The following is a 16,010-nucleotide window of genomic DNA, read 5'->3' on the forward strand; positions in this document are numbered from 1 at the left end:
TCACTTACCCGACTTTTCTGGCAAAAGCCTGCGCTTAGTTTAGCCGAATAAAACCACAAATCTTTGAGCATGAGAAGCCAGGTCGTTCAGGAGAGGTTCTCCACTATTTTTTCCAGGGTTGACAAAGTCTGTTCATACGCTTCTTTTGAAACCCCAAGCATGGCTTTCTCCCTGAATTCTTTTTGCTTGTCCAGGCATTCGGCGTGTAGCTGCTGCCCTTTTTCGGTCAAATAAAATCTTTCCTGTCCAGTGACGGTACCCCTTTCAATGAGTATGTCGAGGTAGGCGACCAGTTGATTTTCACTCACAAAAGGCTTCATCACCTCAGCCAGCGCCTCTTTTTCAAGGGCCGGATTTTCTGCGATTGTATGTAGGATCTGCCACTGCGTTCTGTTGAGGCCGAATTCAGCCTGAACAGCGTCGATCCCTTCGGTCAGTAAAGTATCCGTTCTTTTCAACCAGTAGCCGATCGGCAGTCTTTTCTGGCTCATTTTTGAATTTTTCACAGTGAGTAGGTCGGGCAATACGATTGATTTGGTAAGATTAGGAGTAATATTACACGATTCGACTATCTTTATCAATCGGATTTCCGGGGAATCTTACTCCCATTTCCTTCCTATGAAAAAATTTTCCTTTCTTTCCAGAGGAGGGGTACCCGTGTGGCTGGCTTTCCTGCTGTTTTTTGGCAAAACCACCACTGCCCAAATCCTGACCGGGATTGTTACCGACTCTGAGTCAGGCGAACCGCTGCCCTTCGCCTCGGTGTACCTCAGCAACACCACCTACGCCACCGATACCGATACGACAGGCGCGTACAAGCTGGCGAGCATCACACCGGGACGCTACACCCTGGCCGCACGGGTGGTAGGATACACGCCTTACTACCAAACCGTTACTCTACAAACCGGTATTAAGACGCAGATCAACATCAAGCTGAAAGCCGATGGGCGCGAACTGGCCGAAGTGAAGGTGACGGCTCAGCGCGACAAAGTCTGGGAGAGGCAGTACCAGACATTTTTCAATGTTTTCTTTGGAGAAAAAGCCTCCGCCAAAGCCTGCAAGATCATCAATCCGTGGGTAATCGAACTGGAAGAGAAGGGCAATACGCTCACGGCCAAAGCCGATCAGATCATCGAAATAGAAAACCGTTATCTGGGCTATAAGGTACTTTACGATCTGCGCTCTTTCAAATTCAACGGGGAAGAGACTTTTTACAGTGGACTTACCTCCTTTCAGCCGCTCATCGCGGCCAGTGCCACCGAAACCGAGCAATGGAAGGCCAATCGTGAAAAAGCATTTTTCGGTTCGGAAATTCATTTTTTCAAAAATCTGGCTGAGCGCAAAACTACCGAAGCAGGTTATGAAGCCTACGTGGATAAACCGGGCGCCGATCCCCATAGCCGGAGCCGCTTTTTTTATCAGGACCAAGCAAAAAAACTGACGCAATTTGGGCTGGACACGCTGGTTACGGGCAATCAGGGTACCTTTCAGATTCGTCTGCCGCGCCGCTTTGAGCTGCACAGCGCGGGTGGTGAAGGTATCTTCGCCATCTACCGCGACAAACCGGTGCAGGTTTCGTGGATCGAGACGACTGGCAAGCCTCTGATTTTTAACACGGACGGGCTGCTGCTCAATCCGCAGGAATGGGCGGTATCGGGGTACCTGGCCAACCTGCGCATGGCCGAAACGCTGCCTATCAACTACCTCGCCAGCCAGCGTGCGCCGATTGTCCGCCGAACGGGCGACGATTGGATCGAGCGCCCTGTATCCACGACTGACCAGCCCTACTACCGGCCCGGCCAAAATATAAGTCTGGCCGGACACATGCAGTACCACAACCCGGCCTACCGCGACTCGCTGAGCCGCCTACTGCGGGTGGCGCTATTCCATGCGGATAAAAAACCGGTGTATGCGGGCCGCTGGATTGTGCAGGAAGGCATTTTTCAGGGGCAAATCGCGCTTCCCGACACATTGCGACCAGGCATGTACCTGCTGCGCATCCATTCGGAATGGATGCGCAATTTTGCGGATGAACTGGCCACTACGCAGTGGATTCCGATCATCGGGCTTTCCGAAAAACCCCTCCCTACCCCATTGGCTGCCGACTCGCTACTTCACCTGACCGTGACCCGCCGGGACACCGCCTTGCAGTGGCGTTTGGAGGCGCAGAATCTGAATCTTTCTACCGTCAGCCTGAGTGTGCTCGACGAGGGTACCTCGCCACTGGCCTACCCCGAAAAGGCACCTGCCGCTCCGCAAGCCTCTTTCGATTTTCCCCAAAAGATAAACTTCCCCCTGGAACGGGGCATAACTCTGAGTGGTCGGGTGGAGGGCAAAAAAGACAAGGCTTCGGCCGATGCCCAGGTACTTCTGGTGGTACCGCGGTTGGGTTTGAGTTTCGTCCGCAGCACCGACGCGGAGGGCCGGTTCCGGTTCAGCGATTTGCCCATTCAGGGTACCCAGGATGTGATCCTCAAAGCCACCAACGCCAAAGGCAAACCCGCCGGGGCAATTGTTCTGGATGAGCCCAGCCCCACGCTTACAGCTCCTACTAAGCAGGCCCCGACTTTTCCTGTCCAACCTACCTTGAACCCAATCAAAATCGTTTACGACACGGACTATGCCGCTCGGGCCGTGCAGCTCAATGAGGTGGCGGTCAAAGCACAACGTACACCACCACCGCCTAAAGTCTACCGCCAGCCCGACTATACGGTGCAGGGCAAGGATATCCAAAACGCCGTGGGCAGTAATTTCCTGGTGGCGTTGCAGGGGCGCGTACCCGGTCTAGAGATCCGGGAAACGCGGGATGCGGATGGATTTATCAAACTGGTGATTTTCATCCGGGGAGGTACCTCGGCCGGGTTCAGTTCATCCAATAAAAATACGCCGCTGTTCCTGGTGGATGGGGTACCTTTCGAGGACATCAATCAGATTTCGTCCATTTCGCCCGCCTCGGTCGAGCGCGTGGAAGTACTTACCCGCGCCGAACCGATGCTGGGCATGCGCGGCTACGGCGGTGTCATTTCGATTTTCACCAAACAGGGCGCGGGTACCGATAATACCCTGGAAGCCAACGATCCGAGCGCCAGGAAAATCGCGCTGGAAGGGTACACCCTCCCCACCGACCGCGCCACGGCCAGCCTAATCTGGCTACCAGAGTTAAACCTCGATCCGCTGGGAGTTACCGAGGGCAGGGTACCCCTGTTACCCGCCGGACAGTATCGTTTCGTGGTGGAAGGCTTTACCATACAGGGCCAACGGGTGCGGACCTCGTCCTTAATCATGATAGAATAAATGACTGATCGCCCGTGCGATGAATGCCTATGCTTCGCAGAATCCTATATCCGATTACTTTATTTTCCTCTTTTCTGCTTCTGCTCAATTGCGCAGGAGGGAAATCAAAGCAAGTATCGACCCGGAATTTTTCCACCACAGAGCCTTCATCAGCTGAAGCAGTGGCCGCGGTATCGCCCGGCGAGGAATTGTTTGCCACCCACTGTGCCTCCTGCCATGGTCTGGAGGCCGCGGGCATTGGCCCCCGACTGGGTGGGATTACCAAAGTATGGTCGGAGAAAGAATTGCTGGCTTTTATTCAAAATCCCGCGAAAGTCATCGAAGCTGGCAATGCCCGGGCTAAAGCGCAGTTTGAAAAATACAAACTGGTGATGCCTGCCTTCGACTACCTGAAACCGGAAGAAATCCGCTCGATCATTACCTACATTGCCCAGGAAACGAATGCTAAAAACATTGAACCTCTGACGATTACGGCGACAGACCCAAACACCGAAACGGTACGCTATGCACCCCTGATTCAGCCCAGTAAATTGCGGATCGAGCTGGAAGACTTTGTTACTATTCCCGCTTCCAGCGACAAACTGCCCCGTACCCGCATTGCCACCATGCGCGCTCATCCTTCCGGTGACGGTACCCTCTACGTCAGCGATCAGAATGGACTGATCTACCGCCTTGATCAGGGACAGGCTGGTACCTTCCTTGATGTCCGGCCTGTGATTGATAACTTCGTGGCTACGCCCGGGCTGGGTACGGGGCTGGGCAGCTTTGCCTTTCACCCCGATTACCTGAACAACGGGTTGATTTATATTACTTACACCGAGAAACCCCTGAGAAAACCGGCGGATTACTCCTACGCCGATTCGGTCAAGGTAGCCCTGCAATGGGTGGTGTCCGAATGGAAAATAAAGGATGTTACGAGTCCGGTATTCGAAGGTACCAGGCGCGAACTGCTACGGATCAATGTACCTAATGTGGTGCACGGTACCCAGGACATCGGTTTTGTACCGGGTTTGAAAAAGGGCGACCCCGATTACGGAATGCTCTACATCGGCACGGGCGATGGTGGCTCCACGATTAGTAAACATCCCGAACTCCCGCACAACCTGCGCTCACTGCTGGGCACCATCATCCGCATCGATCCTTTGGGAAACAATAGTCCGAACGGAAAGTATGGAATCCCGTCGGACAATCCTTTTTTCAATAATCCCGACCCGAAAGTACGGAAGGAAATCTGGGCTTATGGTTTCCGCAATCCGCACCGCCTGGCGTGGTGGGAGTCACCGCAGGGCATGAAGTTGCTGGCTACCGAAGTAGGTGAAGGCGCGGTGGAAGAGATTAATTTGATCGAAAAAGGGCAAGATTACGGCTGGAACGTGCGAGAAGGCGACTACGCCATCAACTACAAAACGCTGGATACGGTGACACCCGTACCCGCCGGAGAAGTGGGTACCTACCGGCCTCCTTTTGCGCAATACGACCACACCGACGGCAATGCCATCAGCGGTGGGTACGTCTACGAAGGGCCATTAGAAGCTTTAAAAGACAAGTACATTTTCAGCGATATTATCCGGGGTAGGTTGTGGTACCTTGACCTGAGCCAGGGCTTGACCGACCACACGATTCACGAATTTTTCGTGCAGCAGAAAGGTACCCCCGTCACCATGAAGGAGCTCTCCCCCACTCCGCGCCTCGACCTGCGGATTTCCTACGATCCCTTCAAAAAGGAAATGTACCTGATGACAAAAGGCGATGGGAAAATCAGGAAGATTGTGAAGGCGTATTTGGAGGAATAGAATTTTGGGTATTGAATGCCAGATTTAATAATCTAGAATCTAACATCCAGCTTCCAGAATCCTCTTTCACAACCCCGCCAGGTACTTTTGCCCGCCCAGCGCACGCATTTGCCGGGATATTTTACTGGTTCGCCCCAGGACGTAGGAGGAAGGATTCTTGATGGAAAATCGGATGGGATTAGGTAGCACCGCCGCGATGCGGGCGGCTTCGGAGCGAGTCAGATTTTTGGCGGACTTTCCATAAAAGCGTTGCGCAGCGGCTTCCACGCCGAAGGTCATAGGTCCGGTTTCGGCTACGTTGAGGTATACCTCCAGAATTCGTTCTTTGCCCCAGAATAATTCGATCAATAATGTAAAATACACTTCCAGCGCCTTGCGGATGTAGCTGCGGCCGTGCCACAAAAACACGTTTTTGGCCGTTTGCTGCGAGATGGTACTGGCGCCCCGCGTCCGCTTGCGTTTCTCGGTCATGGCATCCTGAATTTCGTCAAAATCAAAACCCCAGTGGGTAGGAAACTGCTGGTCTTCGGAGGCAACTACGGCCAGAGCGGCTTCTTTGGAAATATTGTCGTACGACTCCCAGTCCTTATAGAGTTTGGTTTTCTCTCCCGCACTGGAGGCTTCGATTTTCCGACCAATCATGTGCGGGGTGATCCATACCGGAACAAATTTCAACACGATAACCCATACCACGGAAATAAGTAAGAAGTAGAGCGTAAATTTGAGAAGGAAGGAAAAAACAACGCGGACCATACGTAAGAATTCATTTACATCGATTCCACAAAGTAAGGAAACTTTTACGGGAGTGCTTGGGGATTATGGCTATAATTGTACTCCTATCTTCTCCTAGCGCACTACTCCATGAACGAAGATTTCCTGAGTTTTGTGTGGCGTTACCAGTACTTTGATGCCACGAACCTCCGCACCGAATCGGACGAGCAGGTACAGATTCTGCGCACCGGTCAGCTGAATACGGATGCCGGGCCGGATTTCGCCGACGCCCGCATTTTGCTGGACGGGATGGAATGGGTAGGTTCCGTGGAGCTGCACGTGAAATCATCGGATTGGGACGTGCACCAGCACCCGTCCGATGCCGCCTACGAAAGCGTCATCCTGCACGTGGTTTGGGATGACGACCGCCCCGTGAAAAGGGAGGATGGTACCCTGATTCCGACGCTCACCCTTAACCAACGCGTGAAACCTGCCGTGCGCGAACGCTACGAGCGGTTGCTGGAAAGTAAGGAAGAAATTCCCTGCGCGCCGCAGTTTCGGGAGGTACCCCGCCTGCAAAAAATCGCCATGCTGGATCGCGTTCTGTTAGAACGCCTCGACGCCAAAGCCGCCCGCGTGACGGCGCTCTGGGAACAGAACCAGCGCGATTGGGAAGAGACCACCTACCAATGGCTGGCGCAGTATTTTGGGTTCAAGCTTAACACCCCGGCTTTCCTGCGACTGGCGCAAATTGTCCCGTTGAAGGTACTGCAAAAACACCGCACTTCGGGCCTACAGATCGAAGCCCTGCTTTTCGGGACAGCGGGTTTGCTGCCTGAACATCAGGAAGACGAATACGTAAAAAACCTGCGGAAAGAGTATCAGTTTTTGTCAGCCAAGTATGGCTTGCAATCCCGGCAAATGGGTACCCACGAATGGAAGTTTCTGCGTCTGCGTCCGGCGGGCTTTCCCACGGTTCGCCTGGCGCAGTGGGCCGTGCTGCTCCAACGGGAAGCGGGACTGTTTGCTTCCCTAACGGCGGTCGAGGACGTGACTGACTTGCGGCAAATGTTTCGCGTGAGCCAAAGTAATTACTGGAAAAAACACTACCAATTCGGTAAGCAATCGGCGGCTGAGGTACCTGCACTGGGCAAAGACGCCGCCGATTTACTAATCATCAATGCGGCCGTTCCGCTCCTGGTCGCCTACGCCCGGCAACGCGACCAGTCAACCTACCTGGATCGGGCAATCCGGTGGCTAGAGCAACTATCTGCCGAAAAGAACCACATTTTGCGCGCCTGGGCAAGTCTGGGTATGCGGGTCACGACCGCCTCTGATTCACAGGCGCTCATAGAATGGCACAACCAGTATTGCACCCGGAAAGGCTGCCTGGAATGTACAGTAGGTGCGTTTCTGGTACGTCCGGTGTAGAGGGCCCTGAGAGGTACCTTCTTGCATTTACGGGCAAGACGCCCGTACCACATCAATTAGCTGCGGTTGATGAGGTTTACACCCGAAAGCAGAAAAACAGTACCAACCAGAAAAGGCACAATTGACTCCCACTTGCTGACGGTCATGCCCAAGACGGGACCATCGGACATGAAAGCGATGCAGGCAAACAACACGACTACGATTCCCAAAATCGTGAGCAGCGAGGCAAAAAAGCGTTTGAAACGGGTGTCGTCCATTTTTATTTAAAAGAGTGATTTAGTAATCGGGTAAATGGTTAAAAGTCAACGGAAAAGCGGGATTAATCGGCAGGTTTACGGATATCAGCGAATGCCATTGACCGTCCGCCCTTCACCGTTAACCCTGTTTTACCGTTAACCCAATCTTCTTACCTTCCTCCACCATAAAGGCATAGGCAGGTTCGTACTCGTTGGCAATAATGCCTTCCAGAATGGCTTCGCGGATGCTTTCTTTTATCAGACCTACCTCGCGGGAAGGTTTCAAATCAAAGGTTTGCATGATGATTTCGCCGGTAATGACAGGTTGGAAATTGCGCAATTTATCCTTTTCCTCCAATTCGATCAGCCGCTGTTCTACAATATCAAAATTGCGGAGGTACCTCTTTACTTTCTCGGGGTTCTTGGAAGTAATATCGGCTCGGCACAGCTTCATCAGGGCTTCCAGATCGTCGCCGGCTTCTACCAGCAGGCGGCGCATGGCCGAGTCGGTGATTTCCTCGCGCGACAACACGATGGGCCGCAGGTGCAGGCGCACGAGTTTTTTTACAAACCGCATCTTTTCGTTGAGCGGCAACTTCATCCGGCGGAAAATGGAAGGTACCATGCGCGCGCCGATTTCCTCGTGATTGTGGAATGTCCAGCCCGCCTTTTTATCGTAACGCTTGGTGGCGGGTTTGGCGATGTCGTGCAGAATGGCCGCCCAGCGGAGCCACAAGTCATCAGAATATTCACTGAGGTTATCCAGTACCTGCAACGTATGGTAAAAATTGTCCTTGTGGCCACGCCCTTCGATGATTTCCACTCCGTGCAGGGCAATCATTTCGGGGAATATTTTTTCAAGCAAACCGCTTTGGTACAATAACTTAAAACCGTACGAGGGTACCTTAGAGAGAATAATCTTATTCAACTCATCGCTGATGCGTTCCATGGATACGATTTCGATGCGGTCTTTCATGCGGCTGATCGCTTCGTAGGTATCCGGCTCGATGTCGAAGTTCAGTTGTGACGCAAACCGAATGGCGCGCATCATGCGCAACGGATCGTCGGAGAAGGTAATGGAAGGTTCAAGGGGCGTCCGCAGCATCCGCATCCGCAGGTCACGCACGCCCTCGAAGGGATCGATCAGTTCGCCATAGTCGGCTTCGTTCAGACTGATACCGAGAGCGTTGATCGTAAAATCCCGGCGATTCTGATCGTCTTCCAGGGTACCATCCTCTACAATCGGTTTGCGCGATTCGGCGCGGTAGGACTCTTTCCGGGCCCCCACAAATTCGATTTCCAACTCGCCGCTACGGATCTGGGCGGTACCAAAATTTTTATAAATAGCCACGTGACAATCGGGCCCCAGCGACGCGGCCAGCCGCTCGGCCAGCGCAATGCCGCTGCCCACGCAGACGATGTCGATATCCTTACTGGTCCGCTTGAGCAAAAGGTCACGAACGAAGCCGCCAATCACATAAGCTTCAACGCCTTCCCGGCGGGCTGCTTCGGCAATTTTTCCAAAAATGGGAAACGTGTTAATTTTATCCTGCAAATTCATGCCGCAAAGGTACTTCGAACTTCCCGAAAGTTGACAATATTAAGGAAGTGGGCTTCTGAAGCGGATGCCGATGCAAATCCTTACTTTTGTAAAATCGTCCCGTTGTTCTTCAAACAATCACACGTGTGCCCGATTCATGAAAAATATACTTTTCCTTTTCCTGGCCGTCCTGATTTTCACCTCTGCCAACGCCCAAACCCGTAAACCCGCCACCACCAGCCAGCCTTCGTGGCAAAAGCTGTATATCATTAAGGACAAGCGCTACATTTCGCAGGGCAACGACCGGGTTTTCTTCTGGCTGGGCGATACGGCCTGGGAATTGTTCCATCGCCTGAGTCGGGAGGAAGCCGACTTGTACCTGAAGAATCGTGCGGACAAAGGCTTCAATGTAATTCAGGCCGTAGCCCTGGCTGAGTTCGATGGTCTGACCCAACCCAATGCTTATGGACACCTACCTTTGGTCAATAATGACCCCACTCAGCCCAACGAGGCCTACTTCAAGCACGTCGACTACATCATTGACAAAGCCGCGCAGTACAATATGTTCGTAGGGCTACTACCTACCTGGGGCGATAAGTTTAATAAAAAATGGGGCGTGGGGCCAGAGATTTTCACACCCGAGAATGCCCGGATTTACGGTGAGTTTTTGGGAAAGCGCTATAAAAACAAAAATGTTATCTGGATTCTGGGCGGCGATCGCAGCCCCGAGAACGAAGCCCACTACAAGATCATAAGAGCGATGGCCGAAGGCCTGAAAGCGGGCGATGGCGGTACCCGCCTGATGACCTACCACCCTACGGGAGACAGCAATTCCGCGGCTTTTTTCCATCAGGATTCATGGCTGAATTTCAACATGTTCCAGTCGGGGCACGGAACTCGGGACAAGAAAAACTACGTGTTTACCCGGCAGAATCATTACCTGTTTCCGGTCAAGCCTACCATCGATGGAGAACCGCGCTACGAAGACCACCCCATCGACTGGAAGCCCCAGCAAGGGTACTTCGATGATTTTGACGCCCGGCAGGCGGCCTGGTGGTCAGTGCTGGCGGGGGCCGGCGGGCACACCTACGGCTGCCACGACATCTGGCAGTTTTTCGATCCCAATCGCAACCCGCCCGTGTCGTTTGCCCGGACGCACTGGAAGCGGGCCATGGACCTACCCGGCGCGTATCAGATGGGGTACCTTCGCCGCCTTATGGACTCGCATCCGTGGTGGCGCATGATGCCTGAGCAACGCATTATCAAAAATGCCAATCCTGAAGACGGGGGGTACCAAATGGCAGCAATTTCAGAAGATATGAATTTTCTGATAGCCTACACCCCGCACGGAAAGCCCCTGCAAATTGATCTGAGTATGCTTACGGCCGCCCCGCGACTGCTGGCCTACTGGTATAATCCACGCGATGGGGTCAGTATCAAAATTGGGGAATTGAAGAATGAAGGTACCGTCGAATTCAAGCCCTACGCCGCCGGCCCGGGCACCGACTGGGTGCTGGTGCTGGACGATCCTACTCAGTCGTGGGCGGGGTTTGGACTGAAATAATACGCTGTGAGTGACCTGCCCGTGTTGGCAGAAAGATTTTCTTTCTCGATTATTGCAGGCTGGAGCCGCGCCTTTGGTTTTGATGTCTAATAGTACTCCAAGATGTTAGAAATTCGCTACAAAGGAAAATAGAACGGGGTACCCTATTGCGTGGTCCTCGATTAGACTCGCCCGTTTGAGCGTCAGGTCGTTCAGCAGTTCTCCTTTTGAAGCGGCCGTCGCCAAATCGAAGGGAACCTTACCTCCCTAACATTCCGGATAAAACTGCTCTATTGACTCATCAGAGAAACATAGAGATGTGAGATTCAGAGGAAGCAGACTTAATGATACTCATAGTTTTCATGAAAAGGTATAATAGCAGTTGTCTAAACATGCTGATGAAGACTGTCGGCCATGCTTTATACTATTAGCAAGGTACCTACTTCGTCCTATCCTTTTCTAAAATCTGATCTTTCAAAAGTATTTTTTCTTCGGCTTTGGTCACATCCTTCATCATCGTAAAGTGGTCACGGATTTCGCCGTCGGAGCAAAGCCATTTCAGATCCAGCCTGTTGCCCTCGATTTCAAGTACCACAGCGCCACCTATTTTGTTTTCGGAATAGTACATGGCGTTGTGGGGGTATCCTGGTTTATGTCCGCCGAGGGCGCCCGACGAACCACTTACCACGTACACGGTACCCGGATTGTTACCACTTTTTTTGAGGTAGGGAGCAGAATTTTTGCTTTGATCGTATAATCCTGTTGAAGAATTGACCTCATGTTTTTGGGGGTCGTAGGTAGTTTCCATGCCGTAGTGCCCTTTGATCAGTTTGCTGCGTTCGTACACGTGGCTGTGGCCGCACAGAATCAGGTCGACACCCAGGTCTTCCAGATTTTTGATAAAATTCTCCCGTATGGCAATCAGATCCTTTTCCGTATCGGAATTGTGCGAACCCATCGTGTAGGGCGGGTGATGCCAGTAAGCCACCACCCATTTGCTCTGGTTGGCGGCCAGATCTTTTTTCACCCATTCCGCCTGTTCGCTCAGTTTATCGACCATAAAAGTACCTTTGGGATCAGGGCCGTAGCTGTCCAGGGAAAGAAAATGGGTGTTGCCGATGTCGAACGAATAATAGGATTGCGTATGCGACGCCACACCGCCCGATTCTCCCTCGGTAGGCATGGAAAAATTCTGGTAATAGGCCATTTTGTACTGGTCATCAAAGGAAGCGGAGGGGAAGTCGCGGTAGTCGTGATTACCGGGCGAAGGGAAAAGGGCGTATTTCTTCAGCAGATTGTCCTTGTAATTGTTAAAGAACTTTATCTGATACTCAGCATCACTGCCGTCCGAATAGGCATTGTCTCCCATCAGAATCCAGGCCGTCAGGGGCTTATCCGCAATGTAATTTTCCACCGCGCCCCGTACTTTCATCTGGTTGATGGAGTTGTTGCCACAATCGCCAAATCCGGCAATGCGAATCAACTGCTCGCTGCCTTTTTCCGGCAAAGTGACAAAATAATTGTCGGCATCGCCCTGAATGGTCGTGTCTGCCAGATTTCCAATAGTATAGTAGTACTTGGTGTTGGGTTTTAAGCCCGTGAGTTGAATGCTATGCTCGGATACCAGCGTGGAATCATCCACAAAATACTCCATTTCATTCGGCTGCGGACCGTATTGTACCCGGCTTCGGTCGTACACATTGGTTCGCCAGCGCACCGTGATGCTGGTGGGACTCGCTTTCTGTAGGTAAGGTCCCCTGATCAGCTCGGCCTGTACGCCTTTGAGGTGCTTTTTGGAAGGGGTGGGAATGCGTCTCTGCGCCTGGCCGTAGACTGTAGTGGCCAAGACCAGCAGCAAAAGGGTTTTAAAATACTTCATGGATTGCATCGGACAATAATGGGTTTAAATTTTGTCGGTTAGAGATTCAATGAACAAGGTAATATCTTCAATTTCGGAAGGAGTCAAATCCAAAGGTTTACCTGATAAGGTTTGGTCGGGGACATGAAGCCCGATGCCGGTACCACCGCCCCGGTTGTAGAATTCGATCACCTGAGTGAGCGTTTCGAAGGCACCATTGTGCATGTAAGGCGCGGTTTTGGCGGCATTTCGGACGGTAGGGGTTTTAAAAGCAGCATCGTAGAAATGAATGGGGTACAGATCATGTCTTCCCCGGTCGCTGTCTTTTTTGGGATGGTCCAGGTCGGCGTCGGCGGGTGTACCCAGTACTTCTACCTCCGAAACATCATAATGCGGCGGCAGGAGGGAATTAAAGTAGGGCAGAAAATGGCAGGTACCGCACTGGGCTTTCCCCATGAACAAATTGAAACCGTTGATTTGCCGGTCGGTCAGGGCCGCCAAATCTCCATTGACATATTGGTCGAACGTAGAGTTGAAGGGCTGTAAGGTAGTCAGGTACGCCGCCAGGGCATCGGCGATGTCATTGGTCGTAAATTCTTGGTTATCAATCTCCGGAAATGACTCTACGAGGAGCTTTTGGTAGTTTTTTGAGTTCAGAATTTCTTGGGAGATCCGTTTCGGATCAGCATTCAGTTCCAGCGGATTAAAAATAACGTGGACGATTTGCTCTTGCAGGTTTTTCGAGCGCCCGTCCCAAAATTGGAAATGCTGCACTGCCGCGTAGAGTAAGGTAGGTGTGTTCCTTTTTAAGCTGGAATCCGGGTTTACCGCCGTACTTCTGAACAAATTATCGCTGAAATACCGAGTGGGTTGATGACAGGTTGTGCAACTCCGATCGCCATTTCCCGACAGCGCCGTTTCTGCAAACAGCTTCTCGCCGAGCAACCGCTTCGAATTTTCGGCCTGTGACAAGGAAGCTGCTGTACCAAATCGGATGGCACCCCTGGAAAAGAGATGGTCGGCCCGGTAGTTTAGCTGATCCTCCGTCTGTAGCTCTAAACCCCAACCCCGGACTGCTCTGGCCAGGGCAGTTTGTAAGGGCAACGCGTAATCTCGCAGGAAAGTCATCCGATCAAATGAGTCAAAATCAGAGTTTTGATCCAGGTACCTAATCGCCTGGTTAAGTACCCTGGTCAGGTCTTCGGCATCAGAACTTGGAATATCTTCTCGGCCGATAAAAAGCACAAGGGGCTCATTCATGGCTTTTAGCGCCACCGCCGCTTCCCGAATCCCGGTCTTCAATTCCGGCGCATCATAGCCAGAAATGGACAAGGTAATCACGCGGATTAAATTAATGCGCAAACTTTCCAGTATCTGCGCATCCGTCAATTCAAAATGGTAGAGTAGGGTGGTGAGCTCCGAGGCTGTGTTCCGCAAAAGCTGCGCTTGTAGCAGTAGCTCCGGCTTTTGCCGGAGGTGGTTATCATCAAAAAGCAACGCTTCGATTTGTTGCAAGCCCATGGGCTCCACCAGTTCCAGAGTAGGTTCTTCTACCTCATACACAGGGGCGGCATTGATCGACCTCGTTTCACTGTCGAAAAAATAAGCCGTAAAAAATTCGATTTTTTTGTATTGCAGACGGCAATCCGTCAAGCTTTTGATGGCCCTCCGCAACGTGGACGAATCGCTGGATAGATTTATAATGTCCTGTTCAAGAACTTTTGTCTTTTGGGCAAATGCAACCGCATTCTCCTCATAATACTGGACTGTATATTCTGTCGCGATTCCCCGGCTGAGCAGGCGACTACTTACCATCCGAAAGGAAATCAAAAGGTAAGCCCCGAGTACCAGAAAGAGTATTTTCCTTTGGTGCATTAACTTGTCGCCCCTTCGAAGTCGATTTAAATAAGCCAAATCATAGTCCATAACCCAACTCCTGCCGGGAGATATGCGCCTGAGGGCAGCGGTAAAAACGCTCCGCCCCATTGTGATCCAATCATTGGTGCAAAGTTTGGAAACTCAAGCGCTGAACCCTACTAACAATACGGACTTGGGGCAGGATATGACTATGCCCGACTATAATTTATTCAGATTTTTACCCGAATGCAAAGTTAAAATCCATAATTTTAACTTTGCATTCGCAGTGCACCCATCAAGGATTAGAATCAACTGGAACTACTTCATGACGGATTTTATACAAAGCTGTTAGTGACTATATAAAACGGGCTTTGGCCGAAGCTGGTGCCGACATTATCGTCGTTTCAGCCAATCTAAAAGTGGAAAATAGGAGTAGTACAGGAGGTCACAGCCATGGAACGGGCTTTCCGGGCATACTAGTGCGATTTTAAAAATTGAACCTCCCTATACGCATTCCTGGACAAGGTAAAGGGGTACTTTCCGGTGATTGATATACTGGTAAACAATACAGGTACCATCACGAGCACCCCGACGAATAGTGTAATACGGTGCTTGAAATGAACCTAACGAGACCTTTTATATTGACTCGTCAGCTACCTGATTCATGCTTTTAATCAGATGCCCAATCCGTTTGCTGAGTAACATGACTTTACCCCTTTCTTCACTGGCCAAAAAGCTTCTTAGAAGTTGCAAGGCTTTTGGACAGTAATCGACAAAGATCGCAATCCATTGATCGGTAATCGCCGCCATAACTGCTAATGGCTCAGGCCAGCTTGTACCACAACTACTCATATCGCAAATGCTTCACCGACTCTCCGGATTCGGCCAGTTCGGTGAGGGCGTCGATTCCGATTTCCAGATGCTTCTGTACGAAGAGGGACGTTACTTTTTTATCGCTTTCTTCGGTTTTTACGCCTTCGGGGATCATGGGATTATCAGACACCAGCAACAAGGCGCCGTGGGGAATGGAATTGGCAAACCCTACGATGAAAATTGTGGCGGTTTCCATGTCGATCGCCATCGCGCGGATTTCCCGCAGGTACTCCTTAAAAACCTCGTCGTGCTCCCAGATCCGGCGATTGGTCGTATAAACAGTACCTGTCCAGTAGTCCATTTCGTGCCGAGCAATGCTGGATGACACCGTCCGTTGAAGACGGAATGAGGGTAGGGCTGGGATTTCGGTCGGCATGTAATCGTTGCTGGTACCTTCGCCCCGGATGGCCGCAATGGGCAAAACTAAATCCCCGATCTGGGTTTTCTTGAGGCCGCCGCATTTTCCCAGAAAAAGCACGGCCTTGGGCTCAACGGCCGAAAGAAGATCCATCACGGTGGCCGCCATCGCACTGCCCATGCCAAAATTGATGATTGTGATATTATTGGCTGTGGCTGTCTGCATGGCACGTCCCACACCCTTAATTTCTACCCCGAATTTTTCACCAAACATCGTTACATAGTTGATGAAATTGGTCAGCAGAATATACTCACCGAATTCTTCCACGGGGGTACCTGTGTAGCGTGGCAGCCAATTATGAACAATTTCTTCTTTAGTGTTCATGCTCGAAAAAAGTTGACAATGGGGGGTAACAGTTGGTAAAGATCACTTTTCCGGTGATCAAAAAGATGCAATAAAATCGATCGTTCTCACTTATATTGGTACGTAAAGTCCCGAAAGCAGGCAAGAATATAA

11 protein-coding genes are annotated in these 16,010 nt (G+C 51.4%); 4 read left to right on the forward strand and 7 right to left on the reverse strand.

The window, feature by feature from the left end; translation table 11 throughout:
• Positions 1-86: 86 nt before the first annotated feature.
• On the reverse strand, positions 87-506 hold the full coding sequence (locus tag GBK04_RS05620) for a MarR family winged helix-turn-helix transcriptional regulator (protein ID WP_152757640.1): 420 nt from the start codon (positions 504-506) through the stop codon (positions 87-89).
• 112 nt (positions 507-618) lie between these two features.
• On the opposite strand from GBK04_RS05620, the gene GBK04_RS05625 reads away from it, so the two are divergent.
• Both GBK04_RS05625 and GBK04_RS05630 read left to right on the forward strand, forming a co-directional pair.
• The gene (locus GBK04_RS05625; protein WP_152757642.1) at positions 619-3,294 is read left to right on the forward strand and encodes a carboxypeptidase regulatory-like domain-containing protein; all 2,676 of its coding nucleotides are present in this window, start codon (positions 619-621) and stop codon (positions 3,292-3,294) included.
• A gap of 161 nt (positions 3,295-3,455) precedes the next feature.
• Positions 3,456-5,087, forward strand: coding sequence for a PQQ-dependent sugar dehydrogenase (locus GBK04_RS05630; protein ID WP_373330740.1), 1,632 nt, complete (start codon positions 3,456-3,458; stop codon positions 5,085-5,087).
• A 66-nt stretch (positions 5,088-5,153) separates the two neighbouring features.
• On the opposite strand, the gene mtgA is transcribed toward GBK04_RS05630, so the two are convergent.
• On the reverse strand, positions 5,154-5,840 hold the full coding sequence (gene mtgA / locus GBK04_RS05635; RefSeq protein WP_152757646.1) for a monofunctional biosynthetic peptidoglycan transglycosylase: 687 nt from the start codon (positions 5,838-5,840) through the stop codon (positions 5,154-5,156).
• A gap of 108 nt (positions 5,841-5,948) precedes the next feature.
• Here mtgA and GBK04_RS05640 point away from each other — a divergent pair, with 108 nt between their 5' ends.
• A complete protein-coding gene (locus tag GBK04_RS05640) occupies positions 5,949-7,229 on the forward strand; it encodes a DUF2851 family protein (protein WP_152757647.1) in 1,281 nt (426 codons plus the stop codon).
• Positions 7,230-7,285: 56 nt separating this feature from the next.
• Here GBK04_RS05640 and GBK04_RS05645 read toward each other — a convergent pair whose 3' ends face one another.
• Positions 7,286-7,486, reverse strand: a complete 201-nt coding sequence (locus GBK04_RS05645; protein WP_152757649.1) for a hypothetical protein — start codon at positions 7,484-7,486, stop codon at positions 7,286-7,288.
• 118 nt (positions 7,487-7,604) lie between these two features.
• Positions 7,605-9,026: a CCA tRNA nucleotidyltransferase gene (locus GBK04_RS05650; RefSeq protein WP_152757651.1), complete on the reverse strand. Its 1,422-nt coding sequence runs from the start codon at positions 9,024-9,026 to the stop codon at positions 7,605-7,607.
• Between the two features lie 136 nt (positions 9,027-9,162).
• Here GBK04_RS05650 and GBK04_RS05655 point away from each other — a divergent pair, with 136 nt between their 5' ends.
• Entirely contained in the window at positions 9,163-10,569 is a 1,407-nt protein-coding gene (locus GBK04_RS05655; protein ID WP_152757653.1) for a glycoside hydrolase family 140 protein, read from the forward strand.
• A 418-nt stretch (positions 10,570-10,987) separates the two neighbouring features.
• Here GBK04_RS05655 and GBK04_RS05660 read toward each other — a convergent pair whose 3' ends face one another.
• The 3 genes from GBK04_RS05660 to GBK04_RS05670 form a co-directional block, all read right to left on the reverse strand.
• A complete protein-coding gene (locus GBK04_RS05660; RefSeq protein WP_152757655.1) occupies positions 10,988-12,427 on the reverse strand; it encodes a purple acid phosphatase family protein in 1,440 nt (479 codons plus the stop codon).
• A gap of 24 nt (positions 12,428-12,451) precedes the next feature.
• Complete coding sequence (locus GBK04_RS05665; RefSeq protein WP_373330741.1) at positions 12,452-14,281, reverse strand: cytochrome-c peroxidase; 1,830 nt, start codon at positions 14,279-14,281, stop codon at positions 12,452-12,454.
• Between the two features lie 826 nt (positions 14,282-15,107).
• Positions 15,108-15,878, reverse strand: coding sequence for an AMP nucleosidase (locus GBK04_RS05670; protein WP_152757659.1), 771 nt, complete (start codon positions 15,876-15,878; stop codon positions 15,108-15,110).
• Positions 15,879-16,010: the final 132 nt, after the last annotated feature.

This window comes from Salmonirosea aquatica, assembly GCF_009296315.1.
GTDB lineage: Bacteria > Bacteroidota > Bacteroidia > Cytophagales > Spirosomataceae > Salmonirosea > Salmonirosea aquatica.

Coding starts and splice junctions, on each gene's coding strand:
- GBK04_RS05625 (WP_152757642.1), top strand. CDS start 619: ATGAAAAAATTTTCCTTTCTTTCCAGAGGAGGGGTACCCGTGTGGCTG.
- mtgA (WP_152757646.1), bottom strand. CDS start 5,840: ATGGTCCGCGTTGTTTTTTCCTTCCTTCTCAAATTTACGCTCTACTTC.
- GBK04_RS05640 (WP_152757647.1), top strand. CDS start 5,949: ATGAACGAAGATTTCCTGAGTTTTGTGTGGCGTTACCAGTACTTTGAT.
- GBK04_RS05645 (WP_152757649.1), bottom strand. CDS start 7,486: ATGGACGACACCCGTTTCAAACGCTTTTTTGCCTCGCTGCTCACGATT.
- GBK04_RS05650 (WP_152757651.1), bottom strand. CDS start 9,026: ATGAATTTGCAGGATAAAATTAACACGTTTCCCATTTTTGGAAAAATT.
- GBK04_RS05655 (WP_152757653.1), top strand. CDS start 9,163: ATGAAAAATATACTTTTCCTTTTCCTGGCCGTCCTGATTTTCACCTCT.
- GBK04_RS05660 (WP_152757655.1), bottom strand. CDS start 12,427: ATGAAGTATTTTAAAACCCTTTTGCTGCTGGTCTTGGCCACTACAGTC.
- GBK04_RS05665 (WP_373330741.1), bottom strand. CDS start 14,281: ATGCACCAAAGGAAAATACTCTTTCTGGTACTCGGGGCTTACCTTTTG.
- GBK04_RS05670 (WP_152757659.1), bottom strand. CDS start 15,878: ATGAACACTAAAGAAGAAATTGTTCATAATTGGCTGCCACGCTACACA.